At 64.4% G+C, this 25,646-nt stretch carries 22 protein-coding genes; 14 read left to right on the top strand and 8 right to left on the bottom strand.

Annotation, left to right across the window (positions count from 1 at the left end; all coding sequences use genetic code 11):
• The first annotated feature begins 111 nt into the window (after positions 1–111).
• The 6 genes from BLS51_RS03595 (at position 112) to BLS51_RS03570 (ending at position 6,965) form a co-directional block, all read left to right on the top strand.
• Complete coding sequence (locus tag BLS51_RS03595; RefSeq protein WP_175472503.1) at positions 112–1,521, top strand: sensor histidine kinase; 1,410 nt, start codon at positions 112–114, stop codon at positions 1,519–1,521.
• Positions 1,508–2,131, top strand: coding sequence for a response regulator transcription factor (locus BLS51_RS03590; RefSeq protein WP_090178142.1), 624 nt, complete (start codon positions 1,508–1,510; stop codon positions 2,129–2,131). Before BLS51_RS03595 ends, BLS51_RS03590 begins: the two co-directional genes overlap by 14 nt.
• 122 nt (positions 2,132–2,253) lie before the next feature.
• Positions 2,254–2,655: a response regulator transcription factor gene (locus BLS51_RS03585; protein ID WP_090178144.1), complete on the top strand. Its 402-nt coding sequence runs from the start codon at positions 2,254–2,256 to the stop codon at positions 2,653–2,655.
• 4 nt (positions 2,656–2,659) lie between these two features.
• Entirely contained in the window at positions 2,660–4,588 is a 1,929-nt protein-coding gene (locus BLS51_RS03580) for a putative bifunctional diguanylate cyclase/phosphodiesterase (RefSeq protein ID WP_090178149.1), read from the top strand.
• A gap of 13 nt (positions 4,589–4,601) precedes the next feature.
• Complete coding sequence (locus BLS51_RS03575) at positions 4,602–6,275, top strand: methyl-accepting chemotaxis protein (protein WP_175472502.1); 1,674 nt, start codon at positions 4,602–4,604, stop codon at positions 6,273–6,275.
• Positions 6,276–6,305: 30 nt separating this feature from the next.
• Positions 6,306–6,965 carry a FecR family protein gene (locus BLS51_RS03570; protein ID WP_090178157.1) on the top strand — a complete coding sequence of 220 codons (660 nt, stop codon included), beginning with the start codon at positions 6,306–6,308 and terminating at the stop codon, positions 6,963–6,965.
• 8 nt (positions 6,966–6,973) lie between these two features.
• Here the strand turns inward: BLS51_RS03570 and fur are convergent, their stop codons facing one another.
• The gene (gene fur / locus BLS51_RS03565) at positions 6,974–7,426 is read right to left on the bottom strand and encodes a ferric iron uptake transcriptional regulator (RefSeq protein ID WP_090178161.1); all 453 of its coding nucleotides are present in this window, start codon (positions 7,424–7,426) and stop codon (positions 6,974–6,976) included.
• A gap of 142 nt (positions 7,427–7,568) precedes the next feature.
• Here fur and BLS51_RS03560 point away from each other — a divergent pair, with 142 nt between their 5' ends.
• The 4 genes from BLS51_RS03560 to BLS51_RS03545 all read left to right on the top strand — a co-directional run bounded on the left by BLS51_RS03560 (position 7,569) and on the right by BLS51_RS03545 (position 14,940).
• On the top strand, positions 7,569–10,361 hold the full coding sequence (locus tag BLS51_RS03560) for a hybrid sensor histidine kinase/response regulator (protein ID WP_090178164.1): 2,793 nt from the start codon (positions 7,569–7,571) through the stop codon (positions 10,359–10,361).
• A gap of 256 nt (positions 10,362–10,617) precedes the next feature.
• Entirely contained in the window at positions 10,618–11,883 is a 1,266-nt protein-coding gene (locus BLS51_RS03555; RefSeq protein ID WP_090178167.1) for a hypothetical protein, read from the top strand.
• Between the two features lie 7 nt (positions 11,884–11,890).
• Positions 11,891–12,319 (top strand): phosphate ABC transporter substrate-binding protein, encoded by a 429-nt coding sequence (locus tag BLS51_RS03550; RefSeq protein ID WP_090178173.1) that lies wholly within the window; start codon positions 11,891–11,893, stop codon positions 12,317–12,319.
• A complete protein-coding gene (locus tag BLS51_RS03545) occupies positions 12,316–14,940 on the top strand; it encodes a bifunctional diguanylate cyclase/phosphodiesterase (protein WP_090178177.1) in 2,625 nt (874 codons plus the stop codon). The genes BLS51_RS03550 and BLS51_RS03545 overlap by 4 nt, the downstream gene beginning before the upstream one ends.
• Here BLS51_RS03545 and BLS51_RS03540 read toward each other — a convergent pair.
• The 4 genes from BLS51_RS03540 to BLS51_RS03525 form a co-directional block, all read right to left on the bottom strand.
• Positions 14,937–17,048 (bottom strand): TonB-dependent siderophore receptor, encoded by a 2,112-nt coding sequence (locus BLS51_RS03540; RefSeq protein ID WP_090178181.1) that lies wholly within the window; start codon positions 17,046–17,048, stop codon positions 14,937–14,939. The genes BLS51_RS03545 and BLS51_RS03540 overlap by 4 nt on opposite strands.
• 54 nt (positions 17,049–17,102) lie before the next feature.
• Complete coding sequence (locus tag BLS51_RS03535) at positions 17,103–17,723, bottom strand: helix-turn-helix transcriptional regulator (RefSeq protein ID WP_090178185.1); 621 nt, start codon at positions 17,721–17,723, stop codon at positions 17,103–17,105.
• The gene (locus BLS51_RS03530) at positions 17,720–18,937 is read right to left on the bottom strand and encodes an MFS transporter (RefSeq protein ID WP_090178190.1); all 1,218 of its coding nucleotides are present in this window, start codon (positions 18,935–18,937) and stop codon (positions 17,720–17,722) included. The genes BLS51_RS03535 and BLS51_RS03530 overlap by 4 nt, the downstream gene beginning before the upstream one ends.
• Positions 18,938–19,050: 113 nt before the next feature.
• Positions 19,051–19,242 carry a YqaE/Pmp3 family membrane protein gene (locus BLS51_RS03525; RefSeq protein ID WP_090178194.1) on the bottom strand — a complete coding sequence of 64 codons (192 nt, stop codon included), beginning with the start codon at positions 19,240–19,242 and terminating at the stop codon, positions 19,051–19,053.
• A gap of 78 nt (positions 19,243–19,320) precedes the next feature.
• Between BLS51_RS03525 and BLS51_RS03520 the strand changes: the two genes are divergently transcribed.
• On the top strand, positions 19,321–19,845 hold the full coding sequence (locus BLS51_RS03520) for a hypothetical protein (protein ID WP_090178197.1): 525 nt from the start codon (positions 19,321–19,323) through the stop codon (positions 19,843–19,845).
• Here the strand turns inward: BLS51_RS03520 and BLS51_RS03515 are convergent.
• The 3 genes from BLS51_RS03515 to BLS51_RS03505 form a co-directional block, all read right to left on the bottom strand.
• Positions 19,787–20,818 (bottom strand): transporter, encoded by a 1,032-nt coding sequence (locus BLS51_RS03515; RefSeq protein ID WP_090178201.1) that lies wholly within the window; start codon positions 20,816–20,818, stop codon positions 19,787–19,789. The two genes, BLS51_RS03520 and BLS51_RS03515, sit on opposite strands and share 59 nt — an antisense overlap.
• Before the next feature lie 6 nt (positions 20,819–20,824).
• Positions 20,825–21,664 (bottom strand): HDOD domain-containing protein, encoded by an 840-nt coding sequence (locus BLS51_RS03510; RefSeq protein ID WP_090178204.1) that lies wholly within the window; start codon positions 21,662–21,664, stop codon positions 20,825–20,827.
• A 186-nt stretch (positions 21,665–21,850) separates the two neighbouring features.
• Positions 21,851–23,134, bottom strand: coding sequence for a D-amino acid dehydrogenase (locus BLS51_RS03505; RefSeq protein ID WP_090178207.1), 1,284 nt, complete (start codon positions 23,132–23,134; stop codon positions 21,851–21,853).
• Between the two features lie 97 nt (positions 23,135–23,231).
• Here BLS51_RS03505 and BLS51_RS03500 point away from each other — a divergent pair, with 97 nt between their 5' ends.
• From BLS51_RS03500 to BLS51_RS03490, 3 genes are read left to right on the top strand one after another with little or no spacing between them, the layout of a single operon-like run.
• On the top strand, positions 23,232–23,729 hold the full coding sequence (locus tag BLS51_RS03500; protein WP_072788401.1) for an Lrp/AsnC ligand binding domain-containing protein: 498 nt from the start codon (positions 23,232–23,234) through the stop codon (positions 23,727–23,729).
• A gap of 54 nt (positions 23,730–23,783) precedes the next feature.
• Complete coding sequence (locus BLS51_RS03495; protein ID WP_090178211.1) at positions 23,784–24,056, top strand: hypothetical protein; 273 nt, start codon at positions 23,784–23,786, stop codon at positions 24,054–24,056.
• A 51-nt stretch (positions 24,057–24,107) separates the two neighbouring features.
• On the top strand, positions 24,108–25,646 hold the full coding sequence (locus BLS51_RS03490; protein ID WP_229207395.1) for a hypothetical protein: 1,539 nt from the start codon (positions 24,108–24,110) through the stop codon (positions 25,644–25,646).

The raw sequence follows: 25,646 nt of genomic DNA, 5'->3' as shown, positions 1-25,646 counted from the left end.
CAAGTCGCCAAAACCACACTATAATCCAGGGTATTGCCAATATAACCAATAAGGATAGGCATGTTTCGGGTACCTCGCACTCCTTGGATGTCTGCGCTGCTGATTTTACTGATGTTGTTGATCTACGTGATCGACACTTTTTCGCCGCTCGACATGGCCATCGCTGTCATGTACGTGGTGGTGGTGCTGCTATCCGCCAGCATATGGGCGCGGCGCGGCGTGCTGCTGGTGACTTGCGCCTGCCTGGCCCTGACTTTTCTTTCCTACGCGATGACGCACAGCGAGGTGTTTTCCGGCGCGGCTTCCGGCCGCCTGCTGGTCGGCCTGCTGGCGATCAGCGTCACCTGCGTGCTGGTGCTGCGTGGCCAGGCCGCCACCAACGCGCTGATCGCGCGCGAGGAGGCGCTGCGCCGCAGCGAGGCTTTCCTGGCCGGCACCCAGCGCATCAGCAAAACCGGCAGCTTCAGTTTCAAGGCGCCCGGCGGCGAGATGTTCTGGTCCGACGAGGCGGCGCGCATCTATGGCTATCCGCTGGACGTGGCGCCGACCATGGCGCGCATCCTGGCGCACACCGCGCCGGAAGACCGGCACATCGTGCAGGAGGCGATCGACCAGACCTTGCGCTGCGAGGGCGAGATCGACCTGCGCCACCGGCTGCTGATGCCCGACGGGGAGCTCAAATACGTGCACGTGCTGTCGCGCCCCCGGCACACGCGGGAAGGCGAATGCGAATACCTCGGCGCGCTGACCGACGTGACTGCGGCGGTGCTGGCCGAACAGGCGCTGCACCGCTCGCAGGTGCAGCTGGCGCACGCCACCCGCGTCACCATGCTGGGCGAACTGGCCGCCTCGATCGCCCACGAAGTCAATCAGCCGCTGGCGGCGATTAGCACCAATGGCGAGGCTTGCTTGCGCTGGCTGAACCGCCCGCAACCGGAGCTGGACGAGGCCAAGGCCACCGTCACCAGCATCCTCGAAGCCAGCGCCCGCGCCACCGGCGTGATCCGCCGCATCCGCGCGCTGGCGCGCCGCAGCGACCCGCAGTATGTGGAACTGGACCTGAAAAGCGTGGTGGAGGAGAGCGTCGACATGGTGCGGCGCGAGCTGAATACCCACCACGTGGCGCTGATGCTTGGCCTGGCGTCCGACCTGCCGCCGGTGAACGGCGACCGGGTGCAGCTGCAGCAGGTGTTCATCAACCTGCTGATGAACGCCATGCAGGCGATGCACGCCTGCCAGCCCGGCCAGGCGGTGCTGACCGTGCAAACCCAGCGGAATGCCGATGGCGCCTTGCAGGTCAGCGTCAGCGATTCCGGTCCCGGCATTCCGGCCAGCGTGGTGCCGCGCCTGTTCGAAGCCTTCTACAGCACCAAGGACGACGGCATGGGCATGGGCCTGCCGATCTGCCGCTCGATTATCGAAAACCACGGCGGCCGCATCTGGGTCAAACAGGCGGCGCCTGACAGCCCGGTCGCCGGCGCCACGATTCTTTTCACCTTGCCTGCCCATGAACCAGATTGATTATTCCGACGCGCTGGTCTACATCGTCGACGACGAGGCGCCGCTGCGCGACGCCATTTCCAGTCTTTTGCGTTCGGTTGGCATGCAGGTAGCCAGTTTCCCGTCGGTGGCGGCCTTCCTGGCCGAGCCGCGCAAGGAGCTGACCAGCTGCCTGCTGCTGGACGTGCGCCTGCAGGGCGTCAGCGGCCTGGATTTCCAGGCCGAGCTGAATCGCGACGGCGTCACGCTGCCGATCATCTTCATGACCGGGCATGGCGATATTCCGATGTCGGTGCGGGCGATGAAGGCCGGCGCCGTTGATTTTCTGGCAAAACCCTTCCGCGACCAGGACCTGCTGGACGCCATCCACACCGCGCTGGCGGCGGACCGCGAACGGCGCCAGCGCGACCAGGCCACCAATGGCGTCAGGGAGCGCTATGCAACGCTGACGCCGCGCGAGCGTGAAATCATGGCGCTGGCCGCGCGTGGCCTGATGAACAAGCAGATCGCCGGCGAAGTCGGCACCAGCGAAATCACGGTCAAGATCCACCGCGGCAACGCCATGCGCAAGATGCAGGCCAAGACCTTCGCCGACCTGGTGCGCATGGCGGAAACGCTGGGTTTAGCCTAGGGTTGAGCCTGGGTTTAAGGCCACCTATACCCTTGTATAATTTTCCTGATTAGCCCCTGCCTGTATCTTTCTCCCATGCGCTGAACGGCCGCGAGCCGCCGTTCGTTCAAGGGAGTTAGCCAGTGTCTTATCCGGATCCACAATTTTGCAATCTCGCTATCGTTGACGACGACGAGGCTGTGCGCGTAGGACTGCGCAGCCTGCTGCGTTCCTACGGCTACGCCGCCAACGCCTACGATTCGGCGCTGGCCTTGCTGGCCTCCGGTTCGCTGGGCGATTATCACTGCATCATCACCGACCTGCAAATGCCGGGCATGAGCGGCATCGAGCTGCTGGAGCAGTTGCGCCGCGATGGCACCCAGCTGCCGCTGATCCTGATGACCGCCTTCCCGGAGCCTGCGCTGCGCAAGCGCGCGCTGAACGGCGGCGCCTGCTGCTTCCTGAGCAAACCCTTTGAAGCGAACGAATTGCTGCGTTGCCTGAGCCAGGCCAGCGGCAGCTTCCCGACCCACGCCGAGGAGTAAATCCATGCCACACACCATCAGCAGTTCGCGCCGTCTTATCTATATTTTGCTGCTGCTGGTGATCACCGCCAGCATCACGCTGTCGGTTTTCATGGAGCGCACGGCGCACAATATCCGCCGCAACGAAACGCCGCTGCTGAACCACACCATTCCGCAGATGCGCTACCTGGGCGACTTCGAAAGCGCCTTGCTGCGCTACCAGCTGGCGCTGAACAAACGGTTTACGGAATCGATTACGCCTGAACGCTTCGTGTTCCTGGAGAACATGGGGCGCGGCGAACTCGATGCCTCCCTGGCGCAATTGCGGCCCAGCCTGGGCGATGGCCCGGAGCTGGGCGCCTTGCGCGACGGCTACCAGCGCATCGTCGCGCTGACGCCGGAATTCGAACGCCATGTCGGCAATGATTCCGCTGCCGCGCGCGCTGTCCTGGTACGCATGAACGAAGAGGTCAAGCAGCTGCGCGTGCGCATCGACAGCCTGCAGCAGGCCGTCGAAGACGCCATCTACGACAACGGCGGCATGGCGCATCGCGCCATCGGCTGGATCACCGGCCTGGTACATGTATTCGACGTGCTGGCCCTGGTCACCTGTTTATTCATGCTGTACCACGTCCGGGCCCGCGTGCGGGTTGAGGATGAGCTGAGCCACCAGGCCCGCCACGATCCGCTGACCGGGCTGGCGCACCGCCGCAGCTTCGAAGTGCGCCTGGCAACGCTGCCGCCGGTGCCGCACGTGGTGGTGCTGGGGACCATCGACCGCTTCTCGCGCATCATCGGCGGCTTCGGCCACGCCTTCGGCGACCGCGTCATGATTGGCCTGGCGGCACGCATTCGTGGTGCGGCGGAGCGCAGCGGCGGCGAGGTATTCCGCCTGGATGGCGCCAACTTCGCTATCCTGTTCCGCATGGAATGCAGCGATCCGGCGTTTGCTGAGGCCTTGTCCGGCCTGCGCGACGAGGTGCGCAATCCGTATGACTGCGAGGGCCACGAAATCTACACCACCTTGAGCCTGGGCGCGGTCAACTATCCGCAGCACGGCGCGAATCCGGATGCGCTGCTGCGCAATGCCGACGCCGCGCTGCAAGCGGCGCGCAAGGCCGGTGGCGACCGTGTGGAAATCTACTCGCAGCAGCTCAACGCCGAAGCAGGCGAGCGGCTGGACATGGAAGCGTTGCTGCGCCACGCCATCGAGCGCGAGGAACTGGAACTGCATTATCAACCGCAGCAAGCGTTGCACGACGGCGGCCTGGTAGGTTTCGAGGCGCTGCTGCGCTGGCGCCGCCACGGCAAGCTGATTTCGCCGGCCGAGTTCATCCCGCTGGCCGAGGAATCCGGCTTGATCGTCTCGATCGGCAACTGGGTACTGGAAGAGGCCTGCCGCCAGATCAGCGTGTGGCAGGCGGAAACCGGACAGCGCGTGGCGGTGGCGGTGAATATCTCGCCACGCCAGTTTGCCGCGCCCGGCTTCCTCACGCATCTGGAGGACCTGCTGGCGACCACTCACATCGATCCCTCCTGCCTGGAACTGGAAATCACCGAGAGCGTGATGGTGGAAGATGCCGAAGCGGCAATCGCCTTGCTGCACCGTCTGCGCGGGCTGGGACTGAAGCTGGCCATCGACGATTTCGGCACCGGCTATTCCAGCCTGGCCTACCTGTCGCGCTTCCCGATCCACAAGCTGAAAATCGACCAGTCCTTCGTCCGCAATATGCACGCGGTGAGCGAGCAGGGTGCGATTGTGCAGGCCACCATCGGCCTGGGACACAGCCTGGGCCTGACGGTGATTGCCGAAGGCGTGGAATCCGAGGCGCAGCGCGCCATGCTGAGCAACTGGCGCTGCGACGAGATACAAGGGTATTACTACAGCCGTCCCTTGCCGGCGGCATCCGCACTGAACTTCCTCGAAGGGAGCCTGCAACTGCAGGCCGCATAACACGGAGATGATAATGATGAAATGGTTCCGCAACCTGAAAATCGCCAGCAAGTTGAATGTGGTGGTGGCCGCCGTGCTGGCGCTGATGATGGCGCTGGGTGTGTTCTCCGTGTTTCAGCTGTATGCGCTGAACCGGGTCACCAACGAAATCGACCATCGCTGGGCGCCGGGCGTGCGCAATGCGCTGGAGATCAAGTACGGGCTGACGCGCTTCCGTACCTTTGAACTGTTCCATGTGGTGTCGACCGAGCCGGACATCCTGCGCAAGTACGAGCAGGACATGGAAAACCAGATGCAGAAGGTGCAGCAGTCGCTGGCCGCCTATGCCACGCTGGCGCACGCCGGCGAGGAGCAGGACATCGTCGCCCAGCTGCAATCCTCGCTGACTGCCTATCGCGGCGCGGTGCGCCAGGTGGTGGCGCTGTCGCGCCGTGGCGATGATGTCGGTGCGCTGGCCGTGGTGCGCGGCGAATCGCGCAAATACGATTTCGAGGCGATGGCACAGATCGACCGGCTGGTGGCCATCAATGAAACCGGCAGCGCGCAGGCGGCGCTGTCGGCCGACCAGACCTACCTGCATGCGCGCCACCTGATCTTCGGCTTCATGGCCGGCGCACTGGTGCTGGGCATGCTGCTGGCCGGCCGCGTGGCGCGCATGATTTCGCTGCCGCTGGCGCGTGCCGTCGATGTGGCGCGCCGTGTGGCGGAAGGCGATTTGCGCGTCGATGCGGAAAGCGGTAGCCGCGATGAAACCGGCGACCTGCTGCGCGCGATGAACCAGATGAGCAGCAAGCTGCAACGCATGGTGACGCAGGTGCGCAGCGGCACCGACACCATCGCCAGCGCATCGGCGCAGATTTCAGCCGGTACCAGCGACCTGGCGCAGCGCACCGAAGGACAGGCTGCCACGCTGGAGGAAACCGCCGCCACCGTGGAGGAGCTGACCACCACGGTCGCCAACAACGCCGACAAGGCGCAAGAAGCCTTCAAGCTGCTGGAGCAGACCGCCAGCGTGGCGCGCGAGGCGGAGGTGGCGGTGTCCACCGTGACGGCGACCATGGAACGCATCAGCGCTTCGTCGCGCCGCATCGGCGATATCGTCGGGCTGATGGACAGCATCGCCTTTCAGACCAATCTGCTGGCGCTGAACGCAGCGGTGGAAGCGGCGCGCGCCGGCGAACATGGGCGCGGCTTTGCCGTGGTGGCGGGCGAGGTGCGCGCGCTGGCGCAACGCAGCGCGCAGTCGGCCAGGGAAATCAAGGACCTGATCGCGCAGTCGCTGGCTGAAGTTGGCGGCGGCGGCCAGGCGGTGCGCGAAGCCAGCGCCACCATCGACGATGTGGTCAACGGCGTGCGTCGCGGCGCCACGCTGATGGGCGAAATCAGCCATGTGACGCGCGAGCAGAGCGTCGGCCTGCAGCTGGTGAACCGCACGCTGGCCAGCATGGACGGCGTGACGCAGCAGAATGCCACGCTGGTCGAGGAGTCGCTGGCCGCCATCATCTCTTTGCAGGAGCAGGCGGAATGCCTGGCGCGCAGCGTCAGCCTGTTCAAGCTGGCCGGTGCGGCGCGCGAGGAACTGACGGTGATCGAGATGCCGATGACGCCAGCTGCGGCGCGGCCAAAACCACGGCCAGCGCCGGCGCCTGCCGGCAGCGGCCTCAATTACGTCGCCGGGCTGGTATGATGGGTGCGTTACCTTCCCGGGCATGCAACCATGCAGCGTTTGATTTTTCTTCTATTGTTGTTGGGTGGCGCCGCGCAGGCAGCACAGGCAGCCCAGGTGGCTGGTGTGGTGGTGCAGGCCAGCGGTCCGCTGACGGCGCGTTCGCCATCCGGTGTGGCCAAGCCGCTGCAGGTCAAATCGGAAGTGGAGAGCGGCGATACGCTGATCACCGCAGCCGGCGCCTACGCGCTGGTGCGCTTCATCGATAACAGCGAATTGACGCTGAAGCCGTCGACCACCGTGGTGGTCGATCAGTTTTCGTTTGATGGCGACAAGCCGCAGGAAGACCGTGCCGCCTTCACGCTGGTGAAAGGCGGCCTGCGCTCGGTCACCGGCCTGCTGGGCAAGCGCAGCAAGGAGCGTTACGCGATGCGCACGCCCAGCGCCACCATCGGCATACGCGGCACCACCTTCTTCCTGGAGTACCTGACGGTGGCGGCGCCGGGACTGGAGCCCGGCCTGCACGTGCATGTCAGCAGCGGCGGCATCTCCATCGTCAATGGCGCGGGCGAGTTCCGTTATGACCCTGGACAATTCGGCTACATCAAGGACGACAAGAGCCGCCCGGTGAAGATGTTCACCAATCCTGGCATGCAGTTCCAGCCGCCGGCGTCATTCGGCGAAGCCGACACGCTGACGCCGGCACAGTAGGCTGTCGCTCAGGCGCGGCGCAGTTTCTTGCCGCCCATCGGCTTGATGCTGGCGGCGCAGTCGCCGCAGAAACCGTACAGCGACAGCGAATGCTCGTGCAGCACGAAACCGCGTTCGGCCGCCACGGCTTCCTGGCGCTGCTCGATGTCGGCGTCGAGGAATTCTTCCATCTTGCCGCAGTTGGTGCAGATCAGGTGGTCGTGATGGCTGCCTTCATTCAGCTCGAACACCGAGGCCACCGACTCGAAGTGGCGGCGGATCAGGATGCCGGCGTCGGCAAACTGCATCAGCACGCGGTAGACGGTGGCCAGACCCATGTCGATATTCTCGTCATGCAGCAGGCGATAGACGTCGTCGGCGCTCAGGTGTTTGCTCTTTGACTCCTGGAACAATTGCAGGATGCGTAACCGGGGCAGGGTGGCTTTCAAGCCGAGCTTGCGCAGCTCTTGAGGGATATCCATGTGTCTCTAGAATGATAATGATTCCTATTCTCACCATGGTAATCTAAATTTATTTCCTTAGCAATGCACGATTGCAGTGGTGTGCGAATTTCTGTGGTGGACAAAGCTATAATTTAGCAACCCGGTCTCTCTTTTTTCTTTCGTGAACCATCCATTTCTGCAAGGCGGCGGCCAAGTCGCACACATCATCGCGGCCCACGACTGGAGCAACACGCCACTGGGGCCGATCGACAGCTGGCCGCAGTCGCTGAAGACCACGGTGGCACTGATCCTGCGCTCGCCGGTGCCCATCGTGACGCTATGGGGCGAGCAGGGCGTCATGATTTATAACGATGGCTACTCGCTGTTCGCGGCCGGCCGCCATCCGGCTTCGCTGGGCGCCAATGTGCGAGAAGCCTGGCCCGAGGTGGCGGATTTCAACGACCACGTGATCAAGGTTGGCCTGGCTGGCGGCACGCTGGCCTACCAGGACCAGGAACTGACGTTGCACCGTTCCGGCAAGCCGGAACAGGTGTGGATGAATCTCGACTACTCGCCGATCGTCGACGAAGCCGGGCAACCGGTGGGGGTGATGGTGGTCGTGGTCGAGACGACCGCCACGGTGGCGGCCGAGCGCCGCCTGCGTGAGGAAAGCGAACAGGCGCGCGCTGCCGAGAAAAGCTTCCGCACGCTGGCGCAATCGATGCCGATCCAGGTGTGGACGTCGAATGCCGATGGTGTGGTCGAGTGGTTCAACGACCAGGTCTACCGCTACACCGGCAGCGAGGCGCCGCTGGACCGCGAGCGCTGGCGCCAGATGGTGCATGCGGAGGATCGCGACGCCGCCACCGAGCAATGGTATGCCGCGATCGGCGCTGGCAAAACTTTCGAGGCCGAGTTCCGCATCCGCCGCGCCGACGGCGCCTGGCGCTGGCACCTGGTGCGCGCCTTGCCGATCATGGACGAACAGGGCGTGGTGCAGCGCTGGGTCGGCACCAACACCGATATCCAGGACCAGAAATCCACTGCTGCCATGCTGCGCCAGCAGGTCGCGGAGCGCACGGCGGAACGCGACCGCATGTGGCAATACTCCACCGACGTGATGCTGGTGGCGGAACTGGAGGGCTGGATCACCGCCATCAATCCCGCCTTCACGCGCCTGCTGGGCTGGGAGGCGGCCGAGGTGGTGGGCACCTCGATCTACAGCTTGATCCATCCGGACGATCTGGAAGCGTCGGCAGCCGAGATGGCGGCGCTGGCCGGCGGCGCCACCACCTTCCGCTTTGAGAACCGCACGCTGCGCAAGGGCGGCGGTTACGCCATCCTGTCGTGGACTGCGGCGCCGGACGCGCGCTATGTGCATGCGGTGGGACGCGATATGACGGCTGAACGGGCGGCGGCGGAGGAGATGCGCCGTACCGCGCTGGCGTTGCAGCAATCGCAGAAAATGGAAGCCATCGGCAAGCTGACCGGCGGCGTGGCGCATGACTTCAACAATCTGCTGCAAGTCATCTCCGGCAACCTGCAACTGCTGGCCGGTGACGTGGCCGGTAACGCCCGCGCCGAGCGGCGGCTGGACAGCGCGCTGGCTGGCGTCAGCAAAGGAGCAAGGCTGGCCAGCTACCTGCTGGCGTTTGGGCGCAGACAGGCGCTCGATCCGCGCGTGGTCAAGATCGGCCGCTTCATCGCCGGCATGGAAGACATGCTGCGCCGCAGCCTGGGCGAGGAGGTCGAGGTGGAGATGGTGATCTCCGGCGGCTTGTGGAATACGCTGGTCGACACCACGCAGGTGGAGAACGCGGTGCTTAACCTGTGCATCAACGCGCGCGATGCGATGGACGGCGTTGGCAAACTGACTATCGAAGTCGGCAACGCCCACCTGGACGACGCCTACGTCGCCGCGCACCATGAGGTGAGCGCCGGCCAGTACGTGGTGATCGCCGTCAGCGACACCGGCAGCGGCATGACGCCCGAAGTGCTGGAGCAGGCTTTCGATCCCTTCTTTTCGACCAAGCCGGAAGGCAAGGGCAGTGGCCTGGGACTGTCGATGGTGTATGGCTTTGCGCGCCAGTCGGGCGGCCACGTCAAGATCTACAGCGAGGAGGGCAGCGGCACCACGGTCAAGCTGTATCTGCCACGTTCGATGGAAGCCGAGGATACGCCGCTGCCACTGGAAACCCGCGCCGTCATCGGCGGCACGGAAACCATCCTGGTGGCGGAGGACGACGAGGGCGTGCGCGCCACCGTGGTCGAGCTGCTGAGCGAGCTGGGTTACCAGGTGCTCAAGGCCAGCGACGCCGCCAGCGCGCTGAGCATCATCGACAGCGGCATTCACATCGACCTGCTGTTCACCGACGTGGTGATGCCAGGTCCGCTGCGCAGTCCCGACCTGGCGCGCAAGGCGCGCGAGCGTCGGCCTGGCATCGCGGTGCTGTTCACTTCCGGCTACACCGAAAACGCCATCGTGCACGGCGGCCGGCTGGATGCCGGCGTCGACCTGCTGGGCAAGCCATACACGCGCGAGGCGCTGGCGCGCAAGGTACGGCATGTGCTGGCCAACCGCCAGCACGCCAAACAGCTGCGGGCGGAAACGCCACCGCCGGCGCCTGCGTTGGATGGCGCGTCACGCATCCTGCTGGTGGAAGACGAGCCGGAACTGCGCGACACCACCGCCGAACTGTTGCAACTGCTGGGCCATACGGTGCTACAAGCGGGCGACGCGGGCGGTGCGCTGGCGCTGCTGGCGCAGCACCAGGTCGATATCCTGCTGACGGACATCTCGCTGCCCGACCTGTCCGGCGAAGTGCTGGCGGCGCGGGCACGGGAGAGCCATCCGGCGCTGCGCGTGATCTACGCCAGCGGCCAGCACCCGCGCGCGCCGCTTGAACGGGCGCAGGTGTTATTGAAACCTTATAGTCTCGATAAGCTGATGCAGGCTTTGCAATACAAGTCGTAATTATTTGATACGCAAATTATCAAAAAGCTCAGCCAAAGTGTGATTTTTGGTGAGAATCTTTCGGTATATTGCTTTTAGGTATCGACAGTTGCTTTTCAGCAGTATAAAGTTCAGGTATCCGAATTAGTTCTTCGGTCCGGCACCACACCCTCGTGCCTCGATACTCTTCCCCCCAGCCAAAAAACACGCTGCCCTTGCGCGGCTGGCGTTCGCCTGTACGCGTCATGGCAACGGCGGGGAAACCACAGGAATCCTGATGATCTTAGACTTCGCGCCCGAGCGTGCCGCCATGGCAACCCTGATGATGCTGAGCTGCTGTGCAGCCCTGGCAGGGGACGCCACGGACAGTGAAGCACCGGGCGCCGCGCCGCGCTGGACCCTGGGCGGTTTCGGCACGCTGGCGGCGGCGCACAGCAATAACGACCAGGCGGATTTCACCGCCCATGCCCTCAGCCCTGGCGCTGCTGGCTACAGTCGCGCTTGGAGTGCGCAGGTGGACAGCCGCGTGGGTGCGCAACTGGATGTGCGTTTCAACAGCCAGTGGTCGGCGGTGCTGCAACTGCTGTCGGAACGCGGGCTGCGCGGCACTTACCGGCCGGTGGTCGAATGGGCGAATCTCCAGTACCAGGCCACGCCGGACCTGAGCCTGCGTGTCGGCCGCATCACGCTGCCCTTGTTCCTTGCTGGCGACTACCGCAAGGTTGGCTATGCCTTGCCGTGGGTGCGCCCGCCGGTCGAAGTATACGGCGCGATTCCGCTGTCCAGCAGCGACGGCGTTGACGCCAGTTACCGCTGGCAGGCCGGCGCAACGAATAACGTGACGCAGGTGTTCTACGGCCGCACCGACATCCCCGCCACACCAGGTGCGCGGGCACGCTCGCATGGCCTGACCGGCCTGTCCAACACCACCACCAGCGGCGCATTGACCGTGCGCGCCAGCCTGCTGCGTGCGCAACTGAGCGTGGACGTCGCGCGCCAACTGTTTGACGGCTTGCGTGGCTTCGGTGCGCAGGGCGAGTCGCTGGCGCAGCGCTATGAACTGGAAAACAAACGTTCATTTGTGGCAGCGGCTGGCTTCAGCTACGATCCGGGCCAGTGGTTTGTCATGGGGGAAGCCGGCCGCATGAACACCGACTCCCACCTGGGCGACAAGACCGTAGGCTACCTCAGCGCCGGCTACCGTCATCGCGACCTGACGCCATACCTGGTGTATTCCAGCTCGCATGCCAATGTCGCCACCAGCGTCGCCGGCATGGAACTGAGTGGCCTGCCGGCGCCGCAGGCAGCGGCGGGCGCCGCGCTGAATGCGGGTCTGAACCAGCTGCTGGCGGCGATTCCGCGCCAGCACACCATCAGCGCCGGCGTGCGCTGGGACCTGCGGCCCGGCTACGCGTTCAAGCTGCAGTATGACCGCATCACGCCCCATCAGGGATCGAGCGGAACGTTCATCAATGTGCAGCCGGGCTTCCGCTCCGGCCAGCCGGTCGCGGTGCTGAGCGCCGCCCTCGACTTTGTGTTCTGAGGCGGCCATGTCGAAACTATTTTTCCGATGGAGCCTGGCGCTGCTGCTGTTATGCAGCGGTGCCGCGCATGCCGCCGAGTTCGTCGTCATCGTCTCGGCCAGGAACCCGCTCAACGCCATGAGCGCCGATCAGGTAGCGGCGATCTTCCTGGCGCAGAACGGACGCTTCCCCGGCGGCGCCGAAGCACAGGCGCTTGACCTGCCGGTCGGCAGCCCATTGCGCGATGACTTCTACCGCAGCGTGGCGGCGCGCACGCCGGCGCTGATGAAAGCCTACTGGACCAAGATGGTGTTCACCGGACGCGGCCACCCGCCGCGCGAGCTGGCCAGCAGCGTCGCCGTGCGGCGCATGGTGGCCGATAACCCGGGCATGATCGCCTACATCGACAAATCGGCGCTGGATGCCAGCGTCAAAGCCATACAGGTGACGCCATGAGCGCTGTCAAGGAAACCCTGCGCGCGCGCTGGCTGCGGCGCGGCCTGGATACCCACGTTTCGCTGCCGCTGTTTGCCTTGCTGCTGCTGGTGGCGATCTGGCTGGTGGCCTTCCATGAAATCGACGCCGAGCGTGAACACGCCGAGGAAGCCGCAAGCGATTCGCTGCATGAAATGCTGGGTACCTACGAAGCCCAGGTGGCGCGCAGTATTGACGGCATCGACCAGACCTTGCGCGTGCTGAAGTACGCGGTGGAGCGCAAGGGCGCGCTGGGGGCCTTGCCGGAGCTGGGCCGCGAGGGCTTGTTGCCACCGGGCGTGGTGTTCGTGGTCAGCATCGTCGACCGCCATGGCGTGACGGTGGCCAGCAATCCGCGCGCCTTGTCGATCTCGGTGGCGGACCAGGGCTATTTCAGGTTCCATCAGGAGCGCGATAGCGGCGCCACCTTCGTCAGCCCGGTGCTGCGCGACGCCGCCAATAGCGAGTGGCATTTGCACTTCACGCGCCGGCTGGACGATGCTGACGGCAATTTCGCCGGCATCGTGGTGGTGGAAACCGATCCGGCCTACTTCACCAGCAGCTATGAGCGCAGCCGCCTGGGCGAGCGCGGCATGCTTGGCCTGGTGGGCACGGACGGCGTGGTGCGCGCGCTGCGCACCGGTGACAAGATGAGCTTTGGCCAGCGCCTTGGCATTTCCGAGGGCGAGGTCGATAATCATATCGGTGGCAAGTACAGTGGCGTGCGCGAGCTGCATGGCATCGCGCTGAATGTGCTGGTCGGCCTGGACGAGCAGGAGCTGATGGCCGGCTTCGAACACCGGCGCCGCGAAAAGCTGTGGGAAGGCGCAGTCCTCAGCGGAGCGCTGGTGCTGGTCACCGGTTTGCTGTGGCTATGGTCGTGGCAGGGCGCGCGTACGCGGGCGCGGATGCGCCGTGCGCAGGAAACCTATGCGGCCGCATCGGCCGCCAGCCTGGATGCCTTCTTCGTCATGCGCGAAATGCGCGACGCATCCGGCGTCATTGTCGACTTCAGGATCGTCGACGCCAATCAGCGCGCGGTGCAGATGACCGGCAGCAGCAAGCAGCATCTGTGCAATACCACCTTGTGCAAGCTGATACCGGAGGCGCGCGAGAACGGCATGCTGAGGCACCTGGTGCGTGTGATGAAGGTGGGTGGCATGCATGAGCAGGAGTGGCAGAACACCATGCCGCAGCTGCGTGCGCGCTGGCTGCACCAGCAGGCGGTGGCGGTGCAGGGGGGCATCGTCGCCATCGTGCGCGACATCTCGGAGCGCAAGCTGGCCGAGGAACGCATGCTGCACCTGGCGCATCACGACATCCTCACTGGCCTGCCGAACCGCAGCCTGATCGCCGACCGCCTCGACCAGACCATCGCCCAGGCGCGCCGCAACGGCGGTGCGGTGCTGGTGGCTTTCATCGATCTCGATGGTTTCAAGCTGGTCAACGATGGCCTCGGCCACAATGCCGGCGACGAGCTGCTGAAGGTGGTGGCGCAGCGCATGTCAGGCTGCCTGCGCTCCAGCGATACCGTGGGCCGCTTCGGCGGCGATGAATTCGTGCTGCTGCTGAACGAGCCGTCGTCGGTGGTGGACGCTGCGCCGGTACTGGAACGCGTGCGCGAGGCGGTGCTGCAATCGGTCAGCCTCGGTGGCCAGGAAGTGCAGGTCAGCTGCAGCATCGGCGTGGCGGTGTATCCGAATGATGGCGGCGACGCCGGCACGCTGCTGATGAACGCCGACGCCGCCATGTATCGCGCCAAAGAGCTGGGCAAGAACAATATCCAGTTCTACACGCGCGAGATGAACGCCAGCATCGAGGAAAAGCTGGTGCTGCTGGAAGGCTTGCGCAATGCGCTGGACGAAGGACAGTTCCGCCTGGCCTACCAGCCCAAGGTGGATCTGCATCACGGCCGCATCTTCGGCGTCGAGGCGCTGGTGCGCTGGGAGCATCCCGAGCATGGCGTGATCGGGCCGGACCGCTTTATCCCGTTGGCCGAGGAGAGCGGCATGATCGTCGCATTGGGCGACTGGGTTCTGCGTACCGCATGTGCGCAGAACCGCGCCTGGCAAGACGCCGGCCTGCCGCCGCTGCGCATCTCGGTCAACGTTTCGCCGCGCCAGTTCGAGGAGCCGCGCCTGGTCGAGCGTGTGCGGCACGCGCTGGCCGACAGTGGCCTGGCCCCGGAGTGGCTGGAGCTGGAAGTAACCGAAGGCCTCATCATGCGCGACCTGCAGCAGGCCGTGGCCAAGATGGCGGAGGTGAAGGCGATGGGGGTGTCGCTGTCGATCGACGATTTCGGCACCGGCTATTCCAGCCTGTCGGCGCTGAAGTCCTTCCCGATCTCGACGCTAAAGATCGACAAGTCGTTTGTGCGGGATCTGGGACGCAGCAGCGGAGACGAGGCGATTGCCAGTTCCATCATCGGGCTGGCGCATCGCCTCAAGCTGCGGGTGATCGCGGAAGGTGTGGAGACCGAACAGCAGCGCGCCTTCCTGCGCGAAAACGGCTGCGACGAGATGCAGGGCTATCTGTTCAGCCGTCCGTTGCCGCCGGAGCAGCTGGCGAGACTGTTGGCCGCGCCAGCCGTCAGGGCTGCTTAGTAGGACCAGCTCAGCGTCGCGCTGCCGTTGCGTGGCGCAGCGTAGTAAGCCTGGGTCCAGTACAGGCTGGTCAGGTGCTTCTTGTCGTTGACGTTGTTCAGGTTGACGGACAGCGACAGGTTCTTGTCGATCTGGTAGCGCGCCATCAGGCCCAGCGTCGCATACGACGACTGCACCGTACGGATGCCCGGTTCCTGGTCCACTGACGTCTCGCTCTGCCAGGCCAGCGTGGCGCCCACTTTCAGCGCCGGCACGGCTGGCACCTGGTAGGTGGTGTTGACACGCGCGGTGGTGCGCGGCACGAAGGTGCGCACCGCCTCGCCATCGTCGCCTTTCAGTGAGGTCAGGCGGGTGATACCGGCGCTGGCCTGCCAGCCTTTGGCCAGCTCGCCCGACAGGTCGAACTCGAAGCCTTCCGATTCCGCGTTGACGCCACGGTAGTAGGTCTTGGCGCCGATCATGCCGGCCGCTTCGGCGGTGTTGTCCTGCTTGGTCCTGAAGATGGCGCCGGACGCATTCAGCTTGTTGTCAAAGAACGCGGCCTTGACGCCGGCTTCGCTGGTCTTGCCTTCCACTGGCGCCAGCGGTGCACCGGTGACGTCGATCTCGCTTTGTGGATTGAAGATCTCGGTGTGGCTGGCGTAGGCCGACCAGACGCTGTTGATGTCGTACACCAGGCCGACATATGGCGTGGTCTTGGTGGCCGAGCGGTACTTGCTGGTGCCATAGGAATTGCCGCTGCTCTTGGCGCGGGTGTGATTGACGCCGCCCAGCAGCTTCCAGTCATCGGCCAGGTTGAAGCGGGCCGCCAGGAACACGGTGTTGCGGGTGTCTTCATAGCTGCTGCCATCGACGGCGGCGTTGAAGGTCGGCTTCGGATAGCTGCCGTCGAACGCGGTCTGGCCCGGCAGTTCGGTGCCGATGCCCTGGCCGTAGTTCGATACGTCGGTCAGCCTGGAATTCGAGTAGCTGTAGCCGAAGCTCAGGTCATGCGTGCGGCCGCCGAGGTTGAATTTGCCGTCGACCGAGAGGTCGGCCAGTTTCTGCTTCTGGTCGGCCAGGTATTGCGACGGGTAGGCGTACAAGCCGCCGCCGACGCCCTTGACCGGCGTGCCGTAGACGTATTGCAGGTTGGAGTCGGACTTGAAGGTGATGTAAGTCATCGTGCCTTGCACGTTCCAGCCCTGGCCGAGGTTGTGGGTCAGCTCGGCGAAGGTGCTGTTGGTGGTGGTGTTCCATTCCGACCAGTCGGCCGAGGTGCTGGTGCCGACCGGGTAGTTGGTCGGCGAGCCGTCGGTGTAGTACAGCGGCAGCGCGCCCCACATCGGGCCGTCGATGCGGTTGGCTTCATAGGTGTGGCCGATGGTTAGCAGGGTGTCCTTGCTGAGGTGAGCGTCGACCACTGCGTAAGCGACGTTTTTCTTCGGCTCGTAGCGGTCGATATAGGAATCGCTCTGGTCGTGCACCAGCACCACGCGGCCGGCGACGCTGCCACTGTCGTTCAGCTTGGTGCTGACATCGCCTTCGACGCGGCGCTTGTTCCACGAGCCCAGCGTCAGGCTGGCGCTGGCCTGGGTCGATGCGGTCGGACGCTTGCGGATGAAGTTGATGGTGGCGGAAGGGTTGCCGGTCGAGGTCATCAGGCCGTTGGCGCCGCGCACCACGTCGATGCGTTCGTACAGCGCGGTGTCGAGGTCGCCCTGGACGTTGCCGAATACCTGTGGCATGCCGACGCCGTCGTACTGGAAGTTGATGATGTCGAAGCCGCGCGCGGTGTAATAGGTGCGGCTGGTTTCCACCTGCTCGACGGTGACGCCGGTGGTGGTGGCCAGCACCTGGTTGATGTTGTCCAGCTTGAAGTCATCCATGATCGCGCGGGTTACCACCGACACCGATTGCGGAGTTTCGCGCAGCGACAGTTCCAGCTTGCCGGCCGACTTGGTGGCGCGGGTGGTGTAGGCATCCTGGTCGGCGGCGCCGGTCACCGTCACGGTTTGCAGCTGGGTTTCCTGCTCGGGCGCAGCGGACTCGGCGGCGGCCATGGCCAGGCCGGAATAAATCATCGACAGCGCCAGCAGCAGGGGACGCAGGGGCAGGTGACGGGGCATGTGAAACTCCTTTTTGTTATTAGCTAATAAGAATCGGAATGAGAACTATTCTTATTATATCTGCTTGATAACATACACGCAACGCCGGGCGCCCGCCAGCATGTGTTCCACGCGTCCGACGGAACAGTCCGGACCCAGTACGCGCTGGAACAGTTCCAGCTCGGAGCGGCAAAACTTCTGGCACTGCTTGGCGGCGGCGCAGATCGGACAGTGGTTTTCCACCAACAGCAGGCTGCCGTCATCCTGTTGTTCGACCTCGGCCATATAGCCTTCGGCGGTGCGTGCCTGTACCAGCGCCTGCACGCGCTCGGGCAGGTTGCGGCTGGTGGCCAGGTGCTGACGGTATTCGCGTTCGCTGGCCTGCTCGCGCGAGACGATCAGTTTTTCGAGGCCGGCATCGCCAAACAGATCGCGCACCTGGTCGATCAGTTGCACGGTCAGCTCGGCGTGACGGTCGGGGAAGCGGGCGTGGCCGGCTTCGGTCAGCAGCCAGCGGCGCGACGGGCGGCCTGGCTTGTCGGCCACGTCCTCGTGGGTGACCATGCCTTTTTCTTGCCACGATTCCAGCTGCTTGCGCGCGCCCATGGACGTCAGGTTGAGCAGGGCGGCGAGTTGCTGCGCGGTTTGCGGGCCGCGCGTCTTGATCAGGAACAGCGTCTGCTCGGCAGTGTTCATGGCAGCGCTCCGCTGACCGGCGCCTGCATGCTGCGGTGCCAGCCCTGCATACGCCAGGCCGACCACGCGGTCAGGCACGCGCCCAGCAACAGGATCAGGCGGGTGTCGATCAGCGTCAGCACCGCGCCGACCAGGGCCATAATGATGTTGGCCAGGCAGAAGGTGGTGGAAATCAGCCCCATCACCGCGCCCTGGCCGTGGGCGCCGCCGAAGCGTTCGGCGCAGTAGTTGGGCACGATGGCGTTGTAGAACGAATGCGGGATGCCGTACAAGATGATGCACAGGATGCCGATGGTGGCGTTGCTGGCAGCCAGCGCGGCAATGATGGCGGCCACCGCAAAGGCGTACAGGCGGGCGCGCAGCAGCGGTTCGCCCTTGAACGGACGGCCGGCGACGATGGTGGTGGCGGTCATCACCGCGCACATGGCGGCGGTGGTCCAGGCGATGCCCTGGGCACTGTAGCCGGGAACTTCCACCAGCCATAGCGGATAAAACTCATAGAAGCCGGTGACGCCGCAGGTGTAGGCCAGGGTAATGATGAACAGGCCGCGCAGGTCCGGTTCGCGCAGCAGGTTCAGTGAATGGCGATCGCGCGCCACCTGCCACCAGGAGGTGGTGGCGCTGGACGGTGCTTCCGGCGGCAGCGTCGCGGCCACCAGCGCGGCGACCAGCAGCAGTGCGGCGACCGCGACCCAGAACGGCGTCGTAATACCGAATTGCAGCGTGGCGCCGGCCAGCAGCGGGCCGGCCAGCCAGCCCATGTAGAAAGCGCCGTTTAGCCACGACAGCGCCTTGCGGCGCAGCTCGCCATCGAGGCGATCGGCCAGCAGCGCGCGCGCCACCGAACCGCTGCCTTCCAGCAAGCCGGTAGCAAAACGGGCGACGATGAACAGTGGGTAGGACTCCATCAGCAGCGCCGCAGCGGTAACGGCGTGGCCGAGGGCGGCGCCGACCGAGGTAATCAGCAGCACCGGGCGGCGGCCGTAGCGGTCCGACATCGGGCCAAGCAGCGCGGAGCCGATCAGCAGGCCGATCGGATTAATCGTCAGCGCCAGGCCAAACAGCAGTTTGGGCGGCAGGCCGAGAAAAGTATTCAAGCCATTGGCGGAACCGTCGGCAAACAGCGGCGGCAGGATCGGATAAGGCAGCGCCGCGCCGATCGTCGAAAGCAAGGCCAGCAGACAAGCGGAAAAGATAAGCAGAGAAGTTTTCATGCCTCCACTCTAGCCCTGGCTCATCAATAAGTAAACAAAAAAGTTTACAAATCAGGGTCAGATCTGCCAAACGTACACGAACTCATGTACATTTGGCAGATCTGACCCCAGGTTTAGCGGCGGCCGAGGGCGCGGTCGATTTTTTGGTCGGTTTTGTATTGGCTCAGGGAGTACACGGCCCAGATCGTCGCTGGCAGCCAGCCGATCAACGTGATCTGCAGGATCAGGCAGATGATGCCGGCAAATGGGCGGCCAATGGTGAAGAAGGTCAGCCACGGCAAAATCAGGGCGATGATCAAACGCATAAGTCTATTCCGGTGAAGTTGTTGGACCGCACACAATATCACGTATGATGGCCTTCCTTTGCGACGGATTGCTTCTCTATGAAAGACTGGTTTGCCGGCGAACGCGGCGCGTATTTTTTTCTGTGGCTGGGGATAGGCCTGATCGCGCTGTTTGGCGTGCTGGAGTACCGCTTTCCGCAGGCGCAGCAGCTGGAGACGGCGCGCGGCCGCGTCGTCTGGCAACAGGAGACGCGCGGTGCGCTATATTTCGTCCTGTCGGATAAGCAGCAGCTGGTTCTTAATGCCAAGGGCGACATCGATGGCCGCCAGCGCCAGACGATACGCGATGCGCAGATGTATCCCGTCAGCGTGCAATTCCTGCGCGCGCAGAAAACCGCCATCGGCTTCGCGCCCGGTGCGTTCTATGCGGCGTACGGTGTCGCCGTCGGCGGCAAAACGGTGCTCAGCCTGGACGAGGTGCGCAGCGCTTACCGGCGCGATAACCTGATTGCGCTGGCGATGGGCGTCGCGGCAGCAGTGGCCGGCGCCTGGCGCGTGCGCTCCTTCAGTCCTGGCCGACGTCGCGCTGGCGACGGAAAGCCAGCCAGCCGGCGATCACGGTAAAGCTGGCGACAATCACCACGATCACCATGAAGCCGTGCGGCGAATCCGATAGCGGGATACCGCCCACATTCATCCCCATCAGGCCGGCGATGATGTTGATCGGCAGCGCCAACACCGTCACCACGGTCAGCACGAACAGGCTGCGGTTGTTGCCTTCGCTGGCCAGCGCCGCGATCTCTTCCTGTATCAGCTTGATGCGTTCCTGTAGCGAGGCCATGTCGGCCAGCACCAGCGAGAATTCCTCGGTCGACTGGCGCAGCTCCTGGGTGTCGATGTCGGCCATCCACGCTGGCGGCTTTTGCAGCAGGCGGAACAGCGCTGCCGGCTCCGGCGCCAGCAGGCGCTGCAGGCGCACCAGTACGCGGCGCAGCGCGCCCAGACTGGCGCGCTTGGTGGTCAGCTTGCCGGCCAGCAGATTGTCTTCGATGCGGTCGACGGTGGTGATGGCGCCGCGCACGATCTTGATCAGCGCGTCGGCCTGGTCGCGCAGCAGGTGGATCAGCAGCTCGACCGAGGAGCGGATCGGCTCGCCACCGCGCACGGCGTTGCGCAGGCTGTCGACCGCGCGCAGCGGCTTGCGGCGCGCGCTGATGGCGATCTGCCGGTCGACGCTGAGCCACATGGTGGCGATGTCGGACGGTTCGTAGCTGAAGTCGTGGACGACGTCGTTGACCACCGCGATCAGGGTGTTGTCAGCCAGTTCGATGCGGGTCGAGCGCGGGCCTTCATGCAGGCTTTCGTAGAATTCTTCCGGCAGCGCGGTGTGCTCGTGCAGCCATTTCTCGCTGGCGGTGTTGGCCAGGTTGAAGTGCAGCCAGATGAATTCCTGCGGATGCTGCTCGCGCTCGGTCAGCCACTGGCAGGCGGCGCTGGTGTCCAGCGGCAGGCCTTTGCCATCGGCGCTGCGGCCGAACAGGTAGCCGCAGACCAGTCCGGACAGGTCGGAACCGTAGGAAGGCGAAGGCGTCTGCATGCGGGCTTAGACCAGCAGCGTGGCGCTCATCTCCGCCGCGTCACGTTGCGCCTCTTCCAGCATCGCCGCCAGCTTGTGTTCGTCGATGAACAGGTCGATCGCCGAGTCGGAGTGCGGCGGCAGGTCGCGCTGCGGTTCCTGCAGCGGCGATTTGATCGGCGTCAGGTGGTTGGCCAGCAGCAGCGTGTCCAGCAGCGTATCCGGCGGGATCGACATGAAGCTGTCGCGCAGGCCTTCGATGGCGTCGGCCACCGGTTCGGGGATGCACAGCTTGCGCATCACTTCCCGGGTGATGATTTCCTCGCTGGCCGAGTGCCAGTTTTCCGGGTCCTCTTCCAGCAGGCCGGGGAATTCGTCGGCGCGCGACAGCAGGTAGAAGCCGCCGACCTCGTGCACGATGCCGGCGAACAGCGCGGTGTCTTCGTTGACGCCGGTGACATGGCGGGCAATCAATCGTCCCAGCGCTGCCACCGCCAGCGTGTGGTCCCACAGCTTTTCCGCCTTGTTGCGCACGGCCGGGTCGGTGATCTTGCTGCCGAACTGGCGCACCACCATGGCGGCCGCCAGCGCAAACAGGTTCTGGTAACCGATGCGCATGATGGCGCCGCGCACATTGGTCACCACCGGCGCGCCGGCGCGGTTGAACATGGCGGAATTGGAAATGGCCACCGTCTTGGCAGCCAGCAAAGGCTCGGCCAGCACCAGGCTGATCGCAGTGTCGATAGGGCAGTCGGGATCATCCAATGCCAGTTGTACGCGCAGCGCCGCATTGACGCTGGTTGGGAAGACGAGTTCGCCACGTATGGCCAAGGCCGCAATATGGCCAAATGCTTCAAGTTTGTTCATGGTCAAAATTATACGCAGGCTTCGTCCCAATCTCAACGCTCTATAGCCGTTGTTGATGCGATTCAGGCGGATAGGGGCGGCAAAGAGACAGTGCTGTCACGCTAGTGTCACACAGTGTGCTGCGGGAAGGGGGAGGGAGACGTTCGCGGCGGCGACAGGCGGCGCCGCGAACGGGAGAGCGGTGGATTAAGCGTTGACCAGTTGCGGCGTGCGGTTGCCGCGGTCGCTGTGGTAGCGGCTGACCGACAGGTCGTCGGCGCGGATCGCCGGGCGGCGCGCCGAGATCAGGTCCGATAGCAGCTGCGCCGAGCCGCAGGACATGGTCCAGCCCAGCGTGCCATGGCCGGTGTTGAGATACAGGTTGCGCAGGCCGGTGCGGCCGACGATCGGCGTGCCGTCCGGCGTCATCGGGCGCAGGCCGGTCCAGAAGGTCGCTTCGGTGGTGTTGCCAGCGCCGGGGAACAGGTCGTTGACCACCATTTCCAGCGTTTCGCGGCGGCGCGGATTGAGATCGGTATTGAATCCGGCGATTTCCGCCATGCCGCCAACGCGGATACGGTCGTCAAAGCGGGTGACGGCGATCTTGTAGGTTTCGTCCAGGATGGTCGAGACCGGCGCGGCGCCGGCGTTGACGATCGGGACGGTGATCGAATAGCCCTTCAGCGGATAAACCGGGATCTTGACCAGTTCCTTCAGCAGCGCGGTCGAGTAGGAGCCCATGGCGACCACATAGGATTCGGCGGTGACCAGCTCGTCGCCGCATTGGACGCCCTTGATGGCGTCGCCTTCGGTGACCAGGCCGTCGATCTCCATGCCGTAGCGGAATTTGACGCCGAGTTCTTCCGCCATCGCGGTCAGGCGGGTGGTGAACAGCTGGCAGTCGCCGGTTTCATCGTTCGGCAGGCGCAGGCCGCCAACCAGTTTGTTGCGCGCCAGGCCAGGTTCGGCGCCAACCAGTTGCTCGCGGCTCAGCAGTTCATAAGGCACGCCGGTTTCTTCCAGCACGGCGATGTCCTTGGCGGCAGCATCCATCTGCTGCTGGGTGCGGAACAGCTGGGTCGTGCCTTGCTGGCGGCCTTCGTATTCGATGCCGGTCGAGGCGCGCAGGGCCTTGAAGCAGTCGCGGCTGTATTCGGCCAGGCGCACCATGCGTTCCTTGTTGGTAGCATAGCGTTCGGCATTGCAGTTTTGCAGCATCTGCCACATCCATTGCAGCTGGAACAGCGTGCCGTCCGGTGTGATCGACAGCGGGGCATGGCGTTGCAGCATCCATTTCATCGCTTTCAGCGGGATGCCGGGCGCGGCCCAGGGGGAGGCATAGCCGGGCGAGATCTGGCCGGCGTTGGCGAAGCTGGTTTCGAGGGCGGGACCGGGCTGGCGGTCGAGCACGGTAACGTCGTGGCCGGCCTTGGCCAGATAGTAGGCGCTGGTGACGCCGATGACACCGCTGCCCAGGATAACTACACGCATATTGCCCCCGATTATTTTACTTCGATATATTCCGCTATGGTATTCTCGTTTTTGTAGCGTTTGTTACTGTATATCTTGAATAAAACAGTGGAATTTCATGCGAATACAGAAAGAATCGGTCCGCGGGCTGGACAAGCTGGACAGAAAGATATTGCAGATCCTGCAGGAGGATGGGCGCATCTCGATGAAGGATCTGGGCGAGCAGGTCGGTTTGTCGACTACGCCGACCATTGAGCGGGTCAAACGCATGGAGCGTGACGGCGTCATCACCGGCTATCACGCGCGCATCGATCCGCCGTCGCTGGGCGCCAAGCTGCTGGTGTTTGTCGAGATTACGCTGAACCAGAAATCCGGCCCGGCGTTCGAGCAGTTCCGGCGCGAGGTGCTGCGGATACCGGAGGTGCAGGAGTGCCATCTGGTGTCGGGGGATTTCGACTACCTGATCAAGGCGCGCATCCATGAGATGGCCGAATACCGCAAGCTGCTGGGCGAGATGCTGCTCAGCCTGCCCGGCGCGGCGCAGTCGAAAAGCTATGTGGTGATGGAGGAAATCAAGGAAACGCTGACCTTGTCGACCGAGGTGGTGCAGGGCTGATCTGCATCAAAGTGTGTCGCTTGCATTCATCGGCGAGCGGCGCATACTGAATCGATGAACTCCATCGAATCCACCAAGTACCGCAAGCACCTGGAAGAGGGCGGCGTGCCGTCTCAGCAGGCACAAGCGCATGCCGATGCGCTGGGTGAGGTGCTGGAGAACATGCCGAGCAAGGACTGGGTCAGGTCCGAGATCAGCGGGCAATTGCAGGAACTGAAATTCGATATGGTGAAATGGATGATCACGCTTTTCATCACCTTGTTCCTCGCGCAGACCGGCGTGACCATCGGCGCCGTCATTGCCCTCATCCGCTATATGCCCCACTGAGCCGGCTTCAGTTACAATGTCATAATGACATTACAACCAACTGGAGCAGGCGTGAAACCTCCGTCATTGCAGCTCGTCGTCCGCTCGCTGGACGAGCATCTGTCATCCGACCAGAGTTTCAGCTCCGCCTACGCGCGCGCGGTGGGCGCCATCGCCGGTAACGAAGGCAGCCTGACGCTGGCCCAGTTCGCCGCCGTCACCGACATTGCCGGCGACGGCCAATCTTCCGCCGTGTTCACCGCGCTGGTGCTGAACGCGATCGAGTCCGGCGTCGAAGTCGACTGGGCGCTGAATGCCCTCGGCCGCAGCTGTACCCCCATCGACCAGGCCGCGCGCGAACAGGCGCTGCACATGGTGGTGCCGCTGCTGGCGCTGCACGGCGCCGACGCCCGCGCGCTGGCGCAACGTTTCGCCAAGTCGCTGTCGGTGCGGCTGACGCCCGATGACCTGAACCGTCTGCCGCAAGCCGAGGAACGCGGCCTGCTTGCCAACCTCGGCGAACAGGCGCGTCGCCTGGTGCGCGGCCGCTCGCTGGCCGACGCGGTGGCGGATTTCGGCCGCACGGCCGGCCAGCCGGCGCTGGTCGACCATGCACGCAATTTCCAGTCCGGCGATATCGACCAGATGCAGTTGCGCGAGCTGGTCGGCAACAGCACTGCGGTCATCACACAGGACATCAATCTTTATCTGGAGCAGGCGCGCCTGCTGTCGCTGGGCGAGGCGGCGGCCAGTTCGCTGGTCAGCGCCGCCAACGACCTGAAAAGCCAGGTGACGCAGCGGCTGGTGCTGGTTGAACAGCGCATCGCTTACGAGCGCCGATTACTGATCGAGGAAATCGACGACGCCGTGCACGATGCCGGCAATGCCATCGAACTGGTGATGACCGACCGCCTCAACACCGACAAGTGGAAGGATGAGGACGTCTGGTCCAGCATCGGCCGCAACCAGTTCGGGCAGGAGATGGAACGGCGATTGGACCGCATCGTGCGGCGCAAGGAGCAGGCGCTGCATTTGCTGCAGGAGGATTTGCGGCTGTTCCAGTCCGGCATGCGGCTGGGGCAGGCGACGGTGTTCCAGCGTCAGCACCATGCGGCGCTGGCCAAGCTGATGCCGCGCTTGCGGGTTGGCACGCGCATTGTCAACAAGCTGGATACGGCGGCAAATGTCACGCTGGTCAGCGGCGCGGCGGTGGCGGCCAGTACCGGCACGGCGGCTTATCTGATCGGCGCGGCGGTGGTGCTGCCGGTGGTGGCGCCGGTGGCGCCGTTTGTTGGCGGCGCGGTGCTGCTGGCTGGTGCGTTCAAATGGTTCACCGACGGTGGCAAGCGCAAGCGCATGGAAATCCGCGACAAGCGCGTCGCCTTTGAAGAAGAGTTGCGCAAGCAGCTGCTGGCGGCCGAGCAGTCATTCAATACGCAGCTGGACCTGGTGGCGGAAGGCTTCCGCGACTCGGCCCTGCAACTGCTGACGCCCATCGTGCTGGAAGCCGAAGCGGCCGGCCGCGTGCCCGGCATGCGCCAGCGCATCGCCGACCGCGTCATCACGCAGGCGCAGGCGGCGATCCGCCAGCTCGACGCGGAGCTGCGTTAA

It is taken from the genome of Duganella sp. OV510 (genome assembly GCF_900100205.1).
GTDB lineage: Bacteria > Pseudomonadota > Gammaproteobacteria > Burkholderiales > Burkholderiaceae_D > Rugamonas.
Note: the sequence above shows the minus strand (reverse complement) of the source record. Positions and strands in the feature narration are given on the sequence as shown.